Genomic DNA, 18,058 nt, shown 5'->3' with positions numbered 1-18,058 from the left:
GGGGTGCCAGGGCTGCCCCGGCATGGTTTGATGCGGTCGCCCTCTTCTGCCGGCCGTCCGGGAAGGCCGCCGAGCCGCGAAGGCCCCGTGCATGAGTCGTGATCGCAACCGTTCCGTCCTGGTGGCCCTGCTGGTCGCGGGCACCTTCTTCATGGAGAACCTGGACGGCACGATCATCGCCACGGCGCTGCCCCGGATCGCGGAATCCTTCGGGGTGGAGGCGGTGGACCTCAATATCGGCATGTCGGCCTATCTGCTGACGCTTGCCGTCTTCATCCCGGCCAGCGGCTGGCTCGCCGATCGCTTCGGGGCGCGGACGGTGCTGTCCTGGGCCATCGCCGTCTTCACCCTGGCCTCGCTGCTCTGCGCCGTCAGCGACAGCGTGCTCACCTTCACCGCTGCCCGCGTCCTCCAGGGGCTGGGCGGGGCGATGATGGTGCCGGTCGGGCGCCTCGCCGTGCTGCGCAACACGGAGAAGAAGGACCTCGTGAAGCGCATCGCGACCATCACTTGGCCCGGCCTGGCGGCGCCGGTGCTGGGGCCCCCGCTGGGCGGCTTCATCACCACCTATGCCGACTGGCCCTGGATCTTCCTGCTGAACCTGCCGCTGGGCGTGGTGGCCCTGGCGATGGCACTGCGGATCGTGCCCAACGACCATGCCGTGGAGCGGCGCCGCTTCGACGGCATCGGCTTCCTGCTGACCGGCGGCGCCTGCTTCGGCTTCATGTACGGGCTGGAGCTCGTCGCGCAGCCGGGAGGGCAGGCCTGGGCCGGTGGCGGGCTGCTGCTGGGCAGCTTCCTGCTGGCCGCCCTGGCAGTCCGGCATGCGCGGGGAAGGGCGGCGCCGATGCTCGACCTGTCGGCCCTGCGCGTGCAGACCTACCGCGTGACGCTGGCGGGCGGTTCCCTGTTCCGCATGGCGATCAGCGCCGTGCCTTTCCTGCTGCCGCTGATGTTCCAGCTCGCCTTCGGGCTGGACGCCTTCCATTCCGGGCTGATGGTGCTGGCGGTCTTCGCCGGCAACCTGATGATGAAGCCGCTGACCACCCCCGTGCTGCGGCGCCTCGGCTTTCGCGGTACGCTGCTGTGCAACGGGCTGCTCTCGGCGGCGACGATCCTGGCCTGCGCCTTCCTGACGCCGCAGACACCGGTGCCGGTGATCCTGGCCCTGCTCTTCGTCAGTGGACTGGCGCGGTCGATGCAGTTCACCGCGCTGAACACTCTGGCCTTCGCCGATGTACCGCCGGGCGGGATGAGCGGCGCCAACACGCTGTTCAGCACCGTGCAGCAGATGGCACTGGGCCTCGGGATCGCCCTTGGCGCCGTGGTGCTGCGGCTGGGCCAGTCGCTACACGGGGAGGCCGGGGTTCCGGATCTGGCGGATTTCCGCCTGGCCTTCCTCGTGGTCGCCGCGCTGGCCTTGCTGAGCCTGGCCGATGCGCTGCGGCTCCCGCAGGACGCGGCCCGCCTGGTCAGCGGCCACCAGCCGGGCAGTGCCAGGACGGGCTGAGCGTCAGGCCCGGAAGGTGGCGTCCCGAAGGTCAGGTCCGGGACGAGCCGTTCAGGCGAATTCGCCCTCGGTGATGGCGATGTCCAGCAGGCGCTCCAGCACCTCCGGCTCCTGCGCCCCCGCGATGGCGTGGCGGCCGCTCACCACGAAGCAGGGCACGCCGTTGATGCCGAGGCGATGGGCGCGAAGGTTTTCCGCATGCACGTCCTCGACCTCGGCATTGCCCGACAGGAAGCGGTGCAGCGCCCCCTGTTCCAGCCCCAGCGACACGCCGAGGGGCAGGAGCACGTCCTGCCGGCCGATATCGAGCCCCTGGGTGAAGTAGGCGGTGAAAAGCCGGTCCACGGCCTCGTCCGCCCTGCCGATCCGCGCCGCCATCCGCACCAGCCGGTGCGCGTCCAGCGAGGAGGCCGAGCGATGCAGCAGGTCAAAGCGGAAATCGATGCCCTCCACCCGGCCGAGTTCCGTCAGCGTGGCGTGCAGCCGCCGCGTGCGGTCCTCCCCGCCGAAGCGCCGCGCGATGTAGTCCGAACGTTGCATCCCCCCCACGCCCGCATCCGGGTTGAGCAGGAAGGGGCGCCAGACCATGTCGGCCATCACGTCGGGTCGCGAGCGCAGGGCCCGGCGCAGGCGGCGTATGCCGAGAAAGCACCAGGGACAGACGAGGTCGAAGACGACTTCGATGCTGAGACGTGCGCGTGGTGGCGAAAGGACGTTCACGGCGCCGAATATAGGAGCACTGCCGCCCGGGGGAAACCGTTCTGGGCAATGCATCCGGATGGCCTGGCTCGTCGCCCGGGCATGGCACGGCGGTTTCGGCGCCTCGCCCCGCGCCCCGGCGCGCCGGCATGGACATGCCGGGCAGCCCGCATGACCATGGCCAGCTCCCCCGGCCGCGCCCGGATGGCCGGGGCAGGGGGGTAAGGATGGCGGAAGCGATGCGGCTGGCGGTGCTGGACGACTACCAGGGCGCGGCGGCGAGCCGGGGTCCCTGGGAACGCCTCGGGGACAGGGTGGCGCTTACCATCTTCCGGGACGGGCTGGCCGAGGAGGACGCCCTCGTCGCCCGGCTGCGGGATTTCGACGCGATCATGCTGATCCGCGAGCGCACCCCTTTTCCGGCCTCCCTGTTGCGGCGTCTGCCGAGGCTGCGGCTGCTGGTCACGGCGGGCGGGCGAAACCGCTCCGTCGATGCCATGGCCTGCGAGGAACTCGGGATCATCTTCTGCGGCACGACCTCGGTCGGGGCGCCGACCCTGGACCTGACCTGGGGGCTGATCATCGGCCTCCTGCGCGACATTCCGGGGCAGCAGCAGGCTCTGCGCGAAGGGCGCTGGCAGACGGGCATCGGCCTGGGGCTGGAGGGGCTGACCCTGGGGGTTCTGGGCCTGGGCCATCTCGGCAGCCGGGTTGCCGGGGTGGCGCGGGCCTTCGGCATGACGGTCATCGCCTGGAGCCCGAACCTCACCCGGGAAAGGGCCGAGGCGGCTGGCGCCACGCTGGTGGAGAAGCCCCGGCTCTTCGCGGAGGCGGATGTGGTGACGGTGCACATGGTGCTGTCGGAGCGGACGCGCGGCCTGATCGGCGCCGCCGAACTCGGCGCGATGAAGCCCGGCGCCTTCCTGGTGAACACCAGCCGCGGTCCGCTGGTGGAGCAGGCAGCGCTGGTCGAGGCGCTGCGCTCCGGCCGGGTCGCCGGCGCGGGGTTGGATGTCTATGACACCGAGCCGCTGCCGGCGGACCATCCGTTGCTGTCCTGTCCCAACACGCTGCTGACACCGCATCTCGGCTATGTCACGGACCAGAACTACCGCGCCTATTTCGCGGGGGCGGTGGAGGCGGTCGAGGCGTTCCTCGCCGGCAGCCCGATCCGCAGGATCGCAGCGGGCTAGGCGAGGGTGGCCCTTTCGCGGCGGGAAGGGCTGGCGTATCCCGGCAGAAGGTCGGGGAAGCTGCGGGGGAATGGCGGATGGGGTGGGATTCGAACCCACGGTGGGCTTGCACCCACGGCGGTTTTCAAGACCGCTGCCTTAGACCGCTCGGCCACCCATCCTGGCGAGGCCCCTCCTTGCTCCGGAGCGCTCCGCAAGGCAAGCCGGGGTGATGAACTCCGTGCCACGCGCTCGCGCCATTCTCCAATCCGGCTTGGCCGCGATCCTCCCCGGCGTGCTGGCGGGGTCGCTGTCCCTGACAGCTCCGGCACCCGCCCGGGCGCTGGAACCCACCACAGCCGTCTCCCCGGTCACGCCGCCGGCGGAGGCCACGCCCAACCGGTCCGGCACCTGGGGCCTGACGGTGGAGAACGACCTCTTCGGCGGCAATTCCGATCGCTACTATACCAATGGCCTGTTGCTGACCTGGCGTTCCCCGGCCACCGTGATGCCCGAATCGCTGGCCTGGATCGACCGTGGCATGGGCTGGCTGCTGGGGCCGGGGCCGCTGCGCTGGGGCTGGTCCTTCGGGCACAACATCTTCACGCCGGAGGACAAGCAGCTCCGGAATCCGGACCCGACGGACCGGCCCTATGCCGGCCACCTCTACGGCGCGCTCAGCCTCAGCCATGCCACGCCAACCCAGCAGACGATCTTCGAGATCCAGGCCGGGCTGGTGGGGCCGGGCGCGCTGGGCGAGCAGGTGCAGAACAACTGGCACCGGCTGATCGGCGTCAAGACCGCCAAGGGATGGGACTACCAGATCAAGGACGAGCCGGTGATCGACCTCCTGACGGAGCGGCGCTGGCGGATCTCCACAGGTAGCTGGCAGGGGATCGAAACGGAGATCATCCCGGCCACCACGCTATCCCTGGGCAATGGCAACATCTATGGCGCGGTGGGCGGCACCTTCCGCCTGGGCAAGGGCCTGAAGTCGGACTGGGGGCCGGCGCGCATCCGCCCGGCCCTGGCCGGCTCGGGCTGGGTCGAGCCGACGCGGGAATTCGGCTGGTACGTCTTCGGCGGCGTGGACGGACGCGTCGTGGGGCGGGACATCACGCTGGACGGCAACACCTGGCGCGACAGCCGCAGCGTGGACCGGCGCTGGCTGGTGGGCGACCTCCAGGCGGGCTTCGCCGTGCTGTGGCGCGACATGCGCATCGCCTATACGCAGATCCTGCGCTCCGAGGAGTTCTACGGCCAGCGCGGGACGCAGGCCTTCGGCTCGCTCAACTTCTCCGTCCGGTTCTGAGGCACCGCTTTTAAGGAACCCCTTGGGCGCGGCTCCGACGGCGCATCAGGGAAACAGTGCAACACCCCGGAAAGGTTACTCGTGCGCGGCACGCGATCCGTTGCCGGAATCGGCGCCGCGTGCCACCTCTGCGCGCATGCCGGCCACACGACGCGCTCTCCTTTCCACCCTGGCTGCCGCCGGGGCCTCCGCCTCCTCCCTGGTGCCGTTCGGGGCACGGGCACAGGAGGAAAGCTTCGCCTCCTTCCTGCAGGGGCTTCGCGCCGAGGCGCGCCGCGGCGGGGTCTCGGACGCGACCCTGAACCGCGCCCTGTCCGGCCTGCGGCCCAATGACAAGGTCATCGAGCTGGACCGCAAGCAGCCGGAATTCACCATGACCTGGGCCCAGTACCGCGATGGGCGGCTGAGCCAGACGCGCATCGACCGCGGCCGCCAGATGGTCGCCGAGAACATGGCGCTGCTGCAGCAGATCGAAAGCCGCTTCAACGTCAGCGCCCGCGTGGTGGTGGCGATCTGGGGGCTGGAAACCAACTACGGCGCCTATACCGGCAACTTCAACACGGTGGAGGCGCTGGCCACCCTGGCCTGGGAAGGGCGCCGTGCGAAGTTCTTCCGGGGCGAGCTGATCGCCGCGCTGAAGATCCTGGACGCCGGTCATGTCAGCGTGGACCGCATGCGTGGCTCCTATGCCGGCGCCATGGGCCAGCCGCAGTTCATGCCGAGCAGCTTCAACCGGCTGGCGGTGGATTTCGACGGCGATGGCCGCAAGGACATCTGGGACGACCGTGCCGACGCGCTCGGCTCCATTGCCAACTATCTGTCCAAGAGCGGCTGGGAAGGTGGCGTGCTCTGGGGGCGAGAAGTGACGCTGCCGGCCGGGCTGAACCGGGGCGACCTGGGCCGCGAGAACCGCAAGCCGCTCGGCGAATGGGCACGCCTGGGGGTGCGCAAGGCCGATGGCTCGGCCCTGCCGAGCTTCGACCAGGATGCCGCGATCGTGGTGCCCGGCGACGACGGGCAGGTCTTCATGGTGTACCGGAACTTCAACGCCATCCGCCGCTACAACCCCTCCGACTTCTATGCGCTGGCGGTGGGGATGCTGTCGGACCGCGTGGCGTGATCCATCCCGCCGCCGGGAGGGGCCGGGCCTTCCGCATCGGCTCTCCCGGCACCGGGTGCGCCCTGACCGGCCTGCTGCTGGCGGGGCTGGCCCTGTCCTCCTGCGGCCCGCGCCAGCCTCCGGTGGCGCCGACGCCCGCCGTCTATACGATCGGCCAGCCCTACAGCATGGGCGGCCTCTGGTCCTATCCGCGCGAGGATTACGGACTGGCCGAGACCGGGCTGGCGGCCGTGGTGCCGGATAAGCGGGGTGGCCGGCGCACCACGGACGGGGAAACCTACGACCCGGCGCTGCTGACCGCGCAGCACCGCACGCTGCAGCTCCCGGCCATCCTGCGCGTGACCAATCTGGAGAACGGCCGCAGCCTCTCGGTGCGGGTCAATGACCGCGGGCCGCAGGACCCGGGGCGGGTGATCGGCCTGTCCCCGCGCGCCGCGGAACTGCTTGGCATCGCGCCTGGCCGTCCGGCCCAGGTCCGGATCGCGGTGGAGGCCGACTCCTCCCGCGCCCTGGCCGCCTCGCTCGCCCGCGCGCCGGGCGAGATGCCCGCCCTGGAGATCGCCACCGCCGCGGCCGGGACGGTGCAGCGGGAGAGCCTCGATCCGCCGCCCGGCGCCCGCGCGGGTCGGTCGGGCCAGGCCGGGATGGCCGCATCCGGAGCCGTCGCCGTGCCGGAGCCGGATCGCACCCCGCCACCGGAACGGCTGCCGGAGCGCGTGAGTCAGGGGCCGGCCATGCCGGGGCGGCTGATGATCCAGCTTGGCAGCTTCACCGGCGCGGACGCGGCCCGGCGGCTCGCGGTCCGTGTGCCCGGTGCGCGGGCCGAGCCCTTCGGCCCAGGCCGGCGCCCGGAATGGCGGGTGCGGCTGGGGCCCTTCCCGGATGCGGCTTCCGCCGACCGGGCTCTTGAGCAGGTGCTGCACACCGGCGTATCGGAAGCGCGCATCCTGGTCGACTGATTGTGGCAGGATAGGCTTCCGGCTCCCGGGGGCTGGCCAGGGGGGCCAGCCGGGGGGAACTCGCCTGGGGAACACCCCCCGGGGGAGACCCGGGGAAGCCGGACAGGTAAGGGGATTTCTCGACATGGCGAAGCGCCGCGAATTGCTGGGGGCCGTGGCCGCGATGGGGGCCGGGGCCGGTCTCGTGGGATGGACGGGCGAGGCCCTGGCGCAGCGCCGGGCCGCCCCCCATGCCGCCGCGAAGAAGCCGGCGGCCCCGACCCCGCCCTCGGACCCCGCCTCGACGCCGCTCGGGCCGGTGGACACGCAGGCGCGGCAGGCCATCCTGATCGACGTCAACACGGGCGCGGTGCTGCTGGAGAAGAACGCCGACGAGCGGATGACGCCGTCCTCCATGACCAAGCTGATGACGATGTACATCGTCTTCGACATGATCCGGCAGGGCCGCCTGCGCATGGATCAGGAGCTGCCGGTCAGCGAGCGCGCCTGGCGCATGGGCGGCTCCAAGATGTTCGTCGCCCTCGGCTCCCAGGTTCCGGTGAAAGACCTGATCCAGGGCGTGATCGTGCAGTCGGGCAACGATGCCTGCGTCGTCTTCGCCGAGGCCATCTCAGGCAGCGAGGACCAGTTCGCCGAGCTGATGAACGACTACGGCAAGAAGTTCGGGCTCAGGGGCAGCAACTTCCGCAATTCCTCCGGTTGGCCGGATGCGAACCACTACATGACGGCCCGCGACCTCACCATCGTCGCCCGCAAGCTGCTGCAGGACTTCCCTCAGGAGGCGCAGTACTACAACGAGCGCTCCTTCCGCTGGAACAACATCACCCAGGAGAACCGCAACCCGCTGCTGGCCCGCATGGCCGGGGCGGATGGGCTGAAGACCGGGCATACCGATGATGGCGGCTATGGCCTCGTCGGCACGGTGAAGCGTGGCGACCGGCGCCTGCTGCTGGTGGTGAACGGGCTGGGGACCATGCGGGCGCGCGGTGAGGAAGGCGAGCGCCTGCTCGAATGGGGCTTCCGCGAGTTCGACAACGTGACCCTGTTCCGTGCCGCCGAGACGGTGGAGGAAGCGCCTGTCTATCTGGGCGACCGGCCGACCGTGCCGCTGGTGGGCGGCCGCGATCTGGTCCTCACCCTGCCGCGTGGCTGGCGCAAGAACCTGGAGGTCAAGGTCAGCTACAGCGCGCCGCTGCAGGCTCCCGTGGCCAAGGGGCAGGAGGTCGGGAAGATCCAGGTCTCCGGCCAGGGCGTGCCCGAGATGAGCCTGCCGCTGATCGCGGGCGCCGATGTCGGCAAGATGGGTCTCGTGGCCCGCATCCCGGCGGTGATCGGGCGCTGGGTCTCCGGCTCCTGAGCGGAAGCACGCCCTTGGCTGGCCGGCTGATCACGCTGGAGGGCGGGGAAGGGGCGGGGAAGACCACGCTCGCCCGCGCCCTGGTCCAGCGCCTGGCCCTGGCGGGCCTGCCGGCGCTGCGCACGCGCGAGCCCGGTGGCGCGCCGGGGGCGGAGGCGGTGCGCCGCCTCGTGCTGGAGCATGGCGGCTGGGACCCGGTGGCCGAGGCCATGCTGATGGCGGCTGCCCGGCGCGAGCATGTGGCCCATACGGTGCGTCCGGCCCTGGAGGCCGGGATCTGGGTGGTCTCCGACCGCTTTGCCGACAGCACCATGGTCTATCAAGGGCTCGCCGGTCCGGTCGGTCCGGAACGCTGCCGGACCCTGGCTGAACTGGCGCTGGAGGGGCTGAGCCCTGACCTGACTCTGATGCTGGACGTGCCGCCGGGCACCGGGACGCGCCGCGCCCTGGGAAGGGGCGACACCAACCGCTTCGAGGCGCGGGAGCAGGCGTTCCACGAGCGTGTCCGCCAGGGCTTTCGCGATATCGCGCTGGCCGAGCCGGAGCGCTGCGCGGTGCTGGACGCCACGGGCACGCCGCATGCGGTGCTGCTGGCCGCGCTGGCCACGATCCGGGAAAGGCTGGGCCGGGATCTGGAGGCATGAGCGCGCCGCCGGAACCGCGCGCCAACCCCGATCTCTTCGGCCAGGACGGCGCCGCCCTGGCGCTGCTGGAGGCTGCCCAAGGTGGGCGGCCGCACCATGCCTGGCTGCTGGCCGGGCCGCTGGGCGTGGGCAAGGCGACGCTGGCCTATCGCTACGCCCGCTGGCTGCTGGCCGGGCAGCCCGATGCCGTGGAGCAGCCGCTGCGGGTCGATCCGCGCGATCCCGTCTTCGCCCGTGTGGCAAACGGGGCCCATGCCGATCTGCGGACGCTTTCGCCCGAGGTGGCCGAGGGCAAGGTGAAGCGGCAGATCTCGGTGGAGGAGGCGCGGGAGGTGCCACGCTTCCTGTCCATGACTCCCGCCGAGGGTGGCTGGCGCGCGGTGATCGTGGACGAGGCCGCGGCCCTGGCGAACGAAGCGCAGAACGCGCTGCTCAAGACGCTGGAGGAGCCGCCGGCCCGGGCGGTGCTGATCCTGGTCACGGATGCGCCGGACCGGCTGCTGCCCACGGTGCGCTCCCGCTGTCGCCGGCTCGATCTGCCGACACTGGAAACGCCGCTGCTGGAGAGCCTGCTGGGCCGCTGGCTGCCGGAGATGGGCGAAGGGGAGCGCGCCACGCTGGCCAGCCTCGCCGCCGGTTCGCCGGGCCGGGCGCTACGCCTTGCCGAGGGCGAGGCCCTGGCCTTGCAGGAGGAGGTGGAGTCCTTCCTCCGCAGCCTGCCCAGGCCCGAGCCGCGTGCCCTGCATGTCCTGGCCGACCGCCTCGCCGCCAAGCGGGACGGCAGCAGCTTCACCACCTTCGTCAACCTGCTGCGGGACGCGATCGCCACCGCGGTCCGCCAGACGGGGCGCGGAGCCCCGCCGCCGCCCTGGCTGGGGCAGCGCCCGCTTGCGGACTGGGCGGGGCTGTGGGACACCCTGGGACGAATGGCGGAAGAGACGGAGCTGCTGAACCTCGATCGCAAGCAGGCGGTCCTGGTCAGCCTCGGCGCGCTCGCGGAGCCTCAGGGGACGTCGCAAACCGGCGGTCCCGGGCGACGCTGACCACCGCGACCCACCGTCGCCTCCGCCCCTGATGCAGCGCGAGCGATGGGAACGCGACGATGGGCGAAGCGCAGCGCTTCTTTCTCACCACCCCGATCTATTACGTGAACGACAAGCCGCATATCGGCCACGCCTATACGGGCATCGCCGCCGATGTGCTGGCGCGCTGGAAGCGCATGGCCGGCTTCGACGTCCTGTTCCTGACCGGCACGGACGAGCACGGGCAGAAGGTGGAGAAGGCGGCCCAGGCGGCGGGCGAGGCCCCGCAGGCCTTCACCGACCGCGTTTCCCAGGCCTTCCGCGACCTGGCGAAGCTGGACGGACTGTCCAACGACGACTTCATCCGCACCACCGAGGAGCGGCACAAGAAGGCCTGCGCCGCGCTGTGGCAGCGGCTGGTCGAGAAGGGCCAGATCTATCTGGGCCATTACGAGGGCTGGTATGCCGTCCGCGACGAGGCCTTCTATGGCCCCGACGAGATCGAGGAGCGCGACGGGCAGCGCTATGCCATCGCTTCCGGTGCTCCGGTCGAGTGGACGCAGGAGCCTTCCTACTTCTTCCGCCTGAGCGAATGGGGCGGGAAGCTGCTGGAATTCTACGAGGCCAACCCGGATTTCATCGCGCCGAACTCCCGCCGCAACGAGGTGCTGAGCTTCGTGAAGGCCGGGCTGCAGGACCTCTCGATCTCCCGCACCTCCTTCACCTGGGGCGTGCCGGTGCCGGGCGACGAGAAGCATGTGATGTATGTCTGGCTCGACGCGCTCACCAACTACCTGACCGCCGCGGGCTATCCCGGCGAGACGCTCTGGTGGCCGGCGGACGTGCATTTCGTGGGCAAGGACATCCTGCGCTTCCACGCCATCTACTGGCCGGCCTTCCTGATGGCCGCCGACCTGCCGCCGCCGAAGCGGGTCTTCGCCCATGGCTGGTGGACGAACGAGGGGCGCAAGATCTCCAAGTCCCTGGGCAATGTGATCGACCCCGTGGCGCTGGTCGAGGAATTCGCGCTCGACCCGGTGCGGTATTTCCTGCTGCGCGAAGTGCCTTTCGGCAATGATGGCGACTTCAGCCGGAAAGCCTTGATCTCCCGCCTGAACAACGAGTTGGCCAACGATCTTGGCAATCTGGCGCAACGCACCCTGTCGATGATCCAGCGGAACTGCGATGGCCGTCTGCCGCCGCTGAGCCCGCCGACGGAGGCTGATCGCGAGCTCCTGGAAGCCATGGGCGGCCTGCCTGACTCGGTGGGCGAGGCCCTGGACCGCCAGGCCTTTCATGAGGCGCTAGAGCGGGTCTGGATCGTGGTGCGCCTCGGTAATGCCTGGATCGACGCGCAGAAGCCCTGGTCGCTGAAGAAGACCGACCCGGAGCGCATGGGCGCGGTCCTCCGCAACCTGCACACCACGCTGCGGATGCTGGCCACCGTGCTGCTGCCCTTCATGCCGGGCACGATGGGGGCGCTGCTGGACCAGCTCGGTGTGGGCGAGGGGGAGCGGACGCTCTCCACGCTGAAGGCCCTGCCGGAGGGCACCGTGCTGCCGCCGCCCACGCCGCTGTTCCGCAAGATCGAGGTCGAGGCGTGAGCGAAACGATCACCGACAGCCACTGCCACCTCGACTATTTCAGCGAGGAAGAGGTCGAGGCGGTGGTCGGGCGTGCCCGCGAGGCGGGCGTGGGGCGGATGATCACCATCGGCACCAGGATTGCCCAGGCGGAGGCGGTGAGGGGGCTGATCGAGCGCTTCCCTGATGTCTGGGGCACGGTCGGTGTGCATCCGCTGAGCATCCATGAGGTGCCGATGCCGGAGGAAGCGGAGATCGCCGCCGCCGCCGATCATCCGCGCGTCGTGGGCATTGGCGAGACCGGGCTGGACTACCACTACGCGGCTGAGCACGCGGCGATCCAGGCGGAGAGCTTCCGGCGCCATATCCGCGTGGCCCGGCGCCTTGGCTTGCCGGTCGTGGTGCATACGCGGGCGGCGGACGAGGACACGGCCCGAATCCTGCGCGAGGAGCGTGAGTCGGGTGGGGCTTTCGATGTGCTGCTGCACTGTTTCTCCTCCGGCCGCGCCCTGGCGGAAGAGGTCGTGGCGGATGGGGGCTATGTCTCCTTCTCCGGCATCCTGACCTTCCCGAAAAGCCAGGATATCAGGGATGTGGCGCGCGATCTTCCTGCGGATCGGCTGCTCGTTGAGACGGATGCGCCCTATCTCGCGCCCGCACCTTTCCGCGGCAAGCGCTGCGAACCGGCCTATGTCATGCACACGGCCCGGAAACTGGCCGAAGTCAGGGGGATGAGCCTGGAAGAGCTTGCCGCACTGACCACGGGAAATGTCAGAAGGCTTTTCAAGAAGATCGCCTAAGGAGCTGTTCTTGTTGAAAATCACTGTCCTGGGTTGTGGCAGTTCCGGGGGTGTTCCGATCATCGGCGGCGCGGATGGCCGTGGCGACTGGGGCGCCTGCGACCCCTGGGAGCCGCGGAACCGTCGCAGCCGTTCCAGCATCCTGATCCAGGCGCCCGGAGGGCAGACTCTGCTGGTCGATGCCGGGCCCGACATGCGGACGCAGCTCCTGGCCGTGGGCTGTGCCTGGGTGGATGCGATCCTGCTGACCCATTCCCATGCCGATCACGTGATGGGGCTGGACGATGTGCGGCAGCTCAACCGCCTCATGGACCGGGCCTTGCCGTGCTTCGGCACTCTGGCGACGCTGGAGGATGCCGCCCGGCGCTTCGACTATGCCTTCCGCGAGCCGACGCCGACCTTCTATCGCCCGGCGTTGGTGCCCGTGGAGATCGATGCGGGGCAGGAGATCGAGGCCGCCGGCTTTCCGATCCGGCTGTTCCGCCAGGACCACAAGGTCATGGACACGCTGGGGCTGAGGATCGGCGACTTTGCCTATTCGACCGATGTGGTGGTGATGCCGGAGGAAAGCCTGGAGCAGCTCCACGGGCTCGATACCTGGATCGTGGGCTGCTTCGGCCGGCGCCCGCATCCGGTACACGCACATCTGGAACAGGTGGTGCAGTGGGTGGAGCGGCTGCGTCCGCGCCGCACCGTGCTGACGCATATGGGGCCGGATCTGGACTGGGCCTGGATGCGGGCGAACCTGCCGGAGGGTATCGAAGCGGCCCATGACGGACTGGTGCTGGAGAGCCGCTGAGGCTCTCCCAGGCCTCCATCATTTTACATAATATATATTATCGAAATTAAAGAAGCAGCCCGATGAACCCAGCCAATCCGTCCTCCCCCGACGTCTCGCATGGTCCGGAAGAACCGGAGCGCGAGGACGCCGCCCGGGAGATCCGGCGCCTCCTGAACATCATGGCACGGCTCCGGGCGCCGGATGGCTGCCCTTGGGACCAGGTGCAGGATTTCGACAGCATCGCGCCCTATACGATCGAGGAAGCCTATGAGGTCGCGGACGCCATCGCCCGGCGCGACTGGCCGGCCCTGCGCGACGAGTTGGGCGACCTGCTCTTCCAGGCCGTCTATCACGCGCAGATGGCTGAGGAAGCGGGGCATTTCCGCTTCGCCGACGTGGCGCGCTCGATCGGCGACAAGATGCTGGCGCGGCACCCGCATGTCTTCGGCTCGGCCGAGATCGCCGATGCCGCCGCCCAGACCGAGGCCTGGGAGGCCCGCAAATCCACCGAGCGGGCGAAGCGCGGCGAGACCGGAACGCTGGCCGGGGTGCCGGAGGCCCTCCCCGCCCTGACTCGCGCCGCCAAGCTGACTCGCCGCGCCGGCCGGGTCGGTTTCGACTGGCCGGATACGGAATCCGTGCTGGAGAAGCTGGCCGAGGAAACGGCGGAGTTGCGGGCTGAACTGCCCGGTGCCGACCGCGCCCGGCTGGAGGACGAGATGGGCGACATGCTCTTCGTCCTGGCCAATCTGGCGCGGAAGCTGGACCTCGACCCGGAGCAGTGCCTGAACCGGGCGAACGCCAAGTTCGAGCGCCGTTTCGGAGCCATCGAGACGGCCCTGGCACGGGAGGGCCGCGCGCCGCGCGACGCCTCGCTGGAGGAGATGGAGGCGCTCTGGCAGTCCGCCAAGGCGGCGGAACGCCAGGGACAGGGCTAGCCGCCCAGCAGGGTGTCCCGCAGCTCCTGCCAGGAGTCACGGTCCGGCGCGCAGATCAGCCCGCCGGTCCGGACCCGTGCCGCGTCATAGGGCTTGCCGTCGAACTGGGCGGAATAACCCCCGGCCTCCTGGTGCAGCAGCCATCCCGGGGCGTGATCCCAGGGCATCAGGCGGTTGTAGAAGGTCGCATGGATATGGCCGCTCGCCAGCAACAGGTATTCATGCGCGGCGCACCGGAAATGGAAGGTCGAGCCCAGCGCCGGCAGGCGATTCACCACGCGCGAGCGCAACGGCTCCGGCAGATAGGTCCAGGAAACTCCCGCCACCATCCGCCCCACTGGCACTGGCTCGGCCACCTGCAAGGCGCCGGTCCGGGTGCCGTCCGCCGCCTCGTTCCAGGCACCCTCGCCACGCAGCGCCACGGCGGTGTCGTCGCTCACCGGATCGTGGATCCAGGCGGCGATGATCTCCCCGCGCCGGAAGGCCGCTGCCATGGTGCCGAAGAGCGGCACGCCGGCGGCGAAATTCGCCGTTCCGTCCACCGGATCGACCACGAAACCCAGTTCCGCATCCGCCAGCCGGTCCAGCAGGCCCGGATCGGCGGCGGTCGCTTCCTCGCCCACCACCACGCAGCCCGGCAGCATGGCCTGGAGCCCGGCGGCGATGTGGCGCTCGGCCGCCTCGTCCGCATCGGTCACCAGATCGGTCGGGCCGGTCTTGATCCGCACCGCCCCCTCCGCCAGGCGGCGGAAGCGGGGCATGATCTCGCGCTGCGCCGCTTCGCGCAGCAACTGGGCGATGTCGGTCACCGCCCGTGCGTTGATGGTCATCGGGTGTTCAGGGTCCCTGGCGTGTCTCGAAGCGGCCCAGATCGGCCTGGGTGAGCCGGACCCGGAGATGGATGGCGTCCTCGCCATCCTCGCGGGCCAGCACCTCGCCATTCTGGTAGAGCCAGGCGACGGCGGCGCCGTCGGCCGGCTCCACCGAGACATCCGTCACCACCATGCCGGCGGAAAGCCGCTCGTCCAGCGCGTGACGCAGCCGGTCGAGCCCTTCGCCGGTCAGGGCCGAGACGGCGATCGCCTCCCCTGCCCCGCGCTCGGCGGCCTGGTCCAGCCCGCCGAGCAGGTCGGCCTTGTTCAGCACCTCCAGCATGCGGCCGGTCCAGTCCGGGTCCAGCGGCGCGTCCGGGCCCTCGGCCATCTCGTTCAGCACCTCCAGGACATCGGCGCGCTGAGCGGCCGAGTCAGGATGCGCGACGTCGCGCACATGCAGGATGACGTCGGCGGCGGCGACTTCCTCCAGCGTAGCGCGGAAGGCCTCCACGAGCTGGGTCGGCAGTTCCGAGATGAAGCCCACCGTGTCCGACAGGATCACCGTCCGCCCGCTGGGCAGGCGGATGGCGCGCATGGTCGGGTCCAGCGTCGCGAAGAGCTGGTCCTGCGCATAGACGCTGGCGCCGGTGAGCGCATTGAACAGGGTGGACTTGCCAGCATTGGTGTAGCCGACCAATGCCACCACGGGATGTGGCACCTTCTCACGCGCCCGGCGGTGCAGGCCGCGGGTGCGGCGGACCTGTTCCAGCTCCTTCTTCAGCTTGACGATCCGCTCGCCGATCAGGCGGCGGTCGATCTCGATCTGCGACTCACCGGGGCCGCCGAGGAAGCCGAAGCCGCCCCGCTGCCGCTCCAGGTGGGTCCAGGACCGCACGAGGCGTGTGCGTTGGTATTCCAGGTGCGCGAGTTCGACCTGCAGGGAGCCTTCCCGCGTACGGGCGCGTTCGCCGAAGATCTCCAGGATCAGGCCGGTCCGGTCGATGACCTTGCAGCCCCAGTCGCGCTCCAGGTTGCGCTGCTGGACGGGCGTGAGCGCCGCATCCACCACCACGACCTGAACATGGTGCTCCTTCACCGCCTGGGCGACGGATTCCACCTGCCCCTCGCCCAGCAGGGTGCTGGGGCGGCGGATGCGCAGCGGCAGAGCCGCGCTGTGGACGATGGCGACACCGATGGAGGCCGCGAGGCCGACCGCCTCGGCCAGTCGTGCCTCGGCGGCGCGGCTCGCCCCGGGAAATTCCAGGCCGATGCGGCCGGGCTTTTCCCAGGGAAGGATGACGGCGGCGGGCGTCGGCCCGCCGCGCGTGTCAGTCAGAACTGCCGACAGGTTGCGGCTCCCGGTGCAGGGTCATGGTCGTCTCGCGCAGCGGGCGCTCAGGCGCCTGCTGACCCGACGAGGCGGCATCGAAGAGTTGGATCGGGGCACCCGGCATGACCGTGCTGATGGCGTGCTTGTAGACGAGCTGGGTATGCCCGTCGCGACGAAGCAGCACGGAAAAATTATCAAACCAGGTAATGATGCCCTGGAGCTTCACGCCGTTCACGAGGAATACCGTGACGGGGGTCTTGCTCTTGCGGACATGGTTCAGGAACACGTCCTGAACGTTCTGGGACTTCTCGGCGGCCATCGGCTCGGTCCTTCTTCTTGTGAGCGGAGCCGGTTTGCCCGGCCCTCTCCTGGAAAACAGGGTGCGGCACCCCCGCACCCAAGCGGGCGAGGTTCAGCCCAAGCGCGCCGTCAATGCAAGCCCCGCCAGGGCGGACCGCATCATTTCGGCGTCAGGGTAATCCCCGTCCCGCATGATCGCCGCGAGCCCGCCATCGTGTTCGGCAAGGCCCAGCAGCACGCCCCGGCAGCCGGCACGGCGCGCGGCCTCCATGTCCAGGGCGTTATCCCCCACATACCAGACATCCGGCCCCGGCAAAATGCCGCAGGCGGCACAGGCGAGGCGGATCGGCTCCGGCGAGGGCTTATCGGCCGCCGCATCCCCTGCCCCGACCAGCGCACGAAAATGGCCCGTCCAGCCGAGTTGCGCGGCCTCGGCCCGCAGCAGCGGCCCCTGCTTGTTGGAGACTACCGCCAGCGGGATATGCCGCGCGGCCTCGGCCAGCAGGGCGCCTGCGCCGGGCATGGGCTCCAAAACCGCGAGATGCCGGGCCCGGACCTCGGCGTAGAAGATGTCCCGCGCCCGGGTCCATTCGGCCCCGAAGATCGTGGGGAAGGAATCCCGAAGGGACTTGCGGACATTGGCCCGCACCTCCTCCAACGACCATCGCGGCAGGCCGAAAGCCGAGAAGGCGGCATTCAGTCCGGCCATGATGGCCGGCCAACCATCGGCCAGGGTGTTGTCCCAGTCCCAGACGATGGCCCGGGGTAGAGTGTCCAGGGCGCTCACGCGGCGTTCGGGAGCCCGCCCTTCACGTGCCGGGCAAAGAGGTCGAAGAGCTGCCGCGCCACCGGCCCGGCCTTGCCCTCGCCAACCGGCTTCCCGTCCACCTCGACGACCGGCTTCACGAAGGAGGTGGCGGAGGTGATGAAGGCTTCCCGCGCCCGGGCGAGGTCGTCCAGCGTGAAGCTGCCTTCCTCGAAGGGGATGCCGGCCTCCCGCATCTCCGCGATCAGCGCCCCACGGGTGCAGCCGGGCAGGATGTGCTGGTCGAGATGCCGCGTCCGGATGGTGCCGGCCTCGTCCACGATCCAGAAGCTGGTCGCGGCGCATTCCGTGACCTCGCGGGTCGCCGGGTTGAACAGGATGGCCTCGGCCGCGCCCTGCTCCCGCGCCGCCTGCCGCGCCAACACGTTGGGCAGCAGGTTCACCGTCTTGATGTCGGGCCGCGCCCAGCGCTCATCCGGCGCGGTGATGGCCTTGAGGCTCCAGCCCTCGATGCTGGCGGGATAAGGCGGGATCCGCTTGACCGTCATCACCACCGCCGGCGGCACCGGCTTCTTCGGGAAGGCGTGGTCGCGCGGCGCCACGCCCCGCGTCACCTGCATATAGACCAGCCCCTCGGCGATCCGGTTCCGCCGTACCACCTCGCGCAGCACCGAGCGCAGCGCCACCATGCTCATCGGCATCGGGATGCGGATCTCGCGCAGGCTGCGCTCCAGCCGCGAGAGGTGGCGGTCCTCGTCGATGAAGCGGCCCTGGTGGATGTGGACGACCTCGTAGATCCCGTCCCCGAACTGATAGCCCCGGTCCTCCACATTCACGCTGGCCTGGCGCTGCGGGACATACTGGCCGTTCACATAGGCGATACGCGACATCCGATATCCCCGGGGGCTTTCCCTCCGGGGTCTCCCATCAGGCCCGAAACCCGGGCAAAA

18 protein-coding genes and 1 tRNA gene are annotated in these 18,058 nt (G+C 70.1%); 12 read left to right on the top strand and 7 right to left on the bottom strand.

Annotation, left to right across the window (positions count from 1 at the left end; all coding sequences use genetic code 11):
• Positions 1-91: 91 nt before the first annotated feature.
• Positions 92-1,510 carry an MFS transporter gene (locus tag RGI145_RS08560; RefSeq protein WP_075798020.1) on the top strand — a complete coding sequence of 473 codons (1,419 nt, stop codon included), beginning with the start codon at positions 92-94 and terminating at the stop codon, positions 1,508-1,510.
• A gap of 51 nt (positions 1,511-1,561) precedes the next feature.
• Here RGI145_RS08560 and RGI145_RS08555 read toward each other — a convergent pair whose 3' ends face one another.
• Positions 1,562-2,230, bottom strand: coding sequence for a DsbA family oxidoreductase (locus RGI145_RS08555; RefSeq protein ID WP_075798019.1), 669 nt, complete (start codon positions 2,228-2,230; stop codon positions 1,562-1,564).
• Positions 2,231-2,436: 206 nt separating this feature from the next.
• On the opposite strand from RGI145_RS08555, the gene RGI145_RS08550 reads away from it, so the two are divergent.
• On the top strand, positions 2,437-3,402 hold the full coding sequence (locus tag RGI145_RS08550; RefSeq protein WP_261340787.1) for a D-2-hydroxyacid dehydrogenase family protein: 966 nt from the start codon (positions 2,437-2,439) through the stop codon (positions 3,400-3,402).
• Positions 3,403-3,473: 71 nt separating this feature from the next.
• On the opposite strand, the gene RGI145_RS08545 is transcribed toward RGI145_RS08550, so the two are convergent.
• Positions 3,474-3,563: transfer RNA gene (locus RGI145_RS08545), tRNA-Ser, on the bottom strand.
• Between the two features lie 50 nt (positions 3,564-3,613).
• Between RGI145_RS08545 and RGI145_RS08540 the strand changes: the two genes are divergently transcribed.
• From RGI145_RS08540 to mazG, 10 genes are all read left to right on the top strand, one after another.
• Positions 3,614-4,693, top strand: a complete 1,080-nt coding sequence (locus RGI145_RS08540) for a lipid A deacylase LpxR family protein (RefSeq protein ID WP_075798018.1) — start codon at positions 3,614-3,616, stop codon at positions 4,691-4,693.
• Positions 4,694-4,829: 136 nt separating this feature from the next.
• Positions 4,830-5,813 carry a lytic murein transglycosylase gene (locus RGI145_RS08535; protein WP_075798017.1) on the top strand — a complete coding sequence of 328 codons (984 nt, stop codon included), beginning with the start codon at positions 4,830-4,832 and terminating at the stop codon, positions 5,811-5,813.
• The gene (locus RGI145_RS08530; protein ID WP_237183247.1) at positions 5,810-6,772 is read left to right on the top strand and encodes a septal ring lytic transglycosylase RlpA family protein; all 963 of its coding nucleotides are present in this window, start codon (positions 5,810-5,812) and stop codon (positions 6,770-6,772) included. The genes RGI145_RS08535 and RGI145_RS08530 overlap by 4 nt, the downstream gene beginning before the upstream one ends.
• Positions 6,773-6,896: 124 nt before the next feature.
• Complete coding sequence (locus tag RGI145_RS08525; RefSeq protein ID WP_075798016.1) at positions 6,897-8,129, top strand: D-alanyl-D-alanine carboxypeptidase family protein; 1,233 nt, start codon at positions 6,897-6,899, stop codon at positions 8,127-8,129.
• Positions 8,130-8,143: 14 nt separating this feature from the next.
• Positions 8,144-8,773, top strand: coding sequence for a dTMP kinase (gene tmk / locus RGI145_RS08520; protein WP_075798015.1), 630 nt, complete (start codon positions 8,144-8,146; stop codon positions 8,771-8,773).
• Positions 8,770-9,816: a DNA polymerase III subunit delta' gene (locus RGI145_RS08515; protein WP_075798014.1), complete on the top strand. Its 1,047-nt coding sequence runs from the start codon at positions 8,770-8,772 to the stop codon at positions 9,814-9,816. Before tmk ends, RGI145_RS08515 begins: the two co-directional genes overlap by 4 nt.
• A 59-nt stretch (positions 9,817-9,875) precedes the next feature.
• Positions 9,876-11,399 (top strand): methionine--tRNA ligase, encoded by a 1,524-nt coding sequence (gene metG / locus RGI145_RS08510; protein WP_075798013.1) that lies wholly within the window; start codon positions 9,876-9,878, stop codon positions 11,397-11,399.
• Positions 11,396-12,178 (top strand): TatD family hydrolase, encoded by a 783-nt coding sequence (locus tag RGI145_RS08505; protein ID WP_075798012.1) that lies wholly within the window; start codon positions 11,396-11,398, stop codon positions 12,176-12,178. The genes metG and RGI145_RS08505 overlap by 4 nt, the downstream gene beginning before the upstream one ends.
• Positions 12,179-12,191: 13 nt before the next feature.
• Positions 12,192-12,977: an MBL fold metallo-hydrolase gene (locus RGI145_RS08500; protein ID WP_083670563.1), complete on the top strand. Its 786-nt coding sequence runs from the start codon at positions 12,192-12,194 to the stop codon at positions 12,975-12,977.
• Positions 12,978-13,039: 62 nt separating this feature from the next.
• Positions 13,040-13,897 (top strand): nucleoside triphosphate pyrophosphohydrolase, encoded by an 858-nt coding sequence (mazG, locus tag RGI145_RS08495; protein ID WP_075798010.1) that lies wholly within the window; start codon positions 13,040-13,042, stop codon positions 13,895-13,897.
• Here mazG and RGI145_RS08490 read toward each other — a convergent pair.
• The 5 genes from RGI145_RS08490 to RGI145_RS08470 all read right to left on the bottom strand — a co-directional run bounded on the left by RGI145_RS08490 (position 13,894) and on the right by RGI145_RS08470 (position 17,998).
• Positions 13,894-14,727, bottom strand: a complete 834-nt coding sequence (locus tag RGI145_RS08490) for an inositol monophosphatase family protein (RefSeq protein WP_075798009.1) — start codon at positions 14,725-14,727, stop codon at positions 13,894-13,896. The genes mazG and RGI145_RS08490 overlap by 4 nt on opposite strands.
• Before the next feature lie 7 nt (positions 14,728-14,734).
• On the bottom strand, positions 14,735-16,060 hold the full coding sequence (hflX, locus tag RGI145_RS08485) for a GTPase HflX (protein ID WP_075798008.1): 1,326 nt from the start codon (positions 16,058-16,060) through the stop codon (positions 14,735-14,737).
• Positions 16,041-16,361 carry an RNA chaperone Hfq gene (gene hfq / locus RGI145_RS08480; protein ID WP_027280984.1) on the bottom strand — a complete coding sequence of 107 codons (321 nt, stop codon included), beginning with the start codon at positions 16,359-16,361 and terminating at the stop codon, positions 16,041-16,043. The genes hflX and hfq overlap by 20 nt, the downstream gene beginning before the upstream one ends.
• A 93-nt stretch (positions 16,362-16,454) precedes the next feature.
• The gene (locus tag RGI145_RS08475) at positions 16,455-17,129 is read right to left on the bottom strand and encodes an HAD family hydrolase (RefSeq protein WP_075798007.1); all 675 of its coding nucleotides are present in this window, start codon (positions 17,127-17,129) and stop codon (positions 16,455-16,457) included.
• Positions 17,126-17,998 carry a D-amino-acid transaminase gene (locus RGI145_RS08470; RefSeq protein ID WP_075798006.1) on the bottom strand — a complete coding sequence of 291 codons (873 nt, stop codon included), beginning with the start codon at positions 17,996-17,998 and terminating at the stop codon, positions 17,126-17,128. Before RGI145_RS08470 ends, RGI145_RS08475 begins: the two co-directional genes overlap by 4 nt.
• Positions 17,999-18,058: the final 60 nt, after the last annotated feature.

The sequence above is a fragment of the Roseomonas gilardii genome (genome assembly GCF_001941945.1).
In the GTDB taxonomy this organism is placed as follows: Bacteria; Pseudomonadota; Alphaproteobacteria; order Acetobacterales; family Acetobacteraceae; genus Roseomonas.
This window is presented reverse-complemented; position numbering and strand designations above follow the sequence as displayed.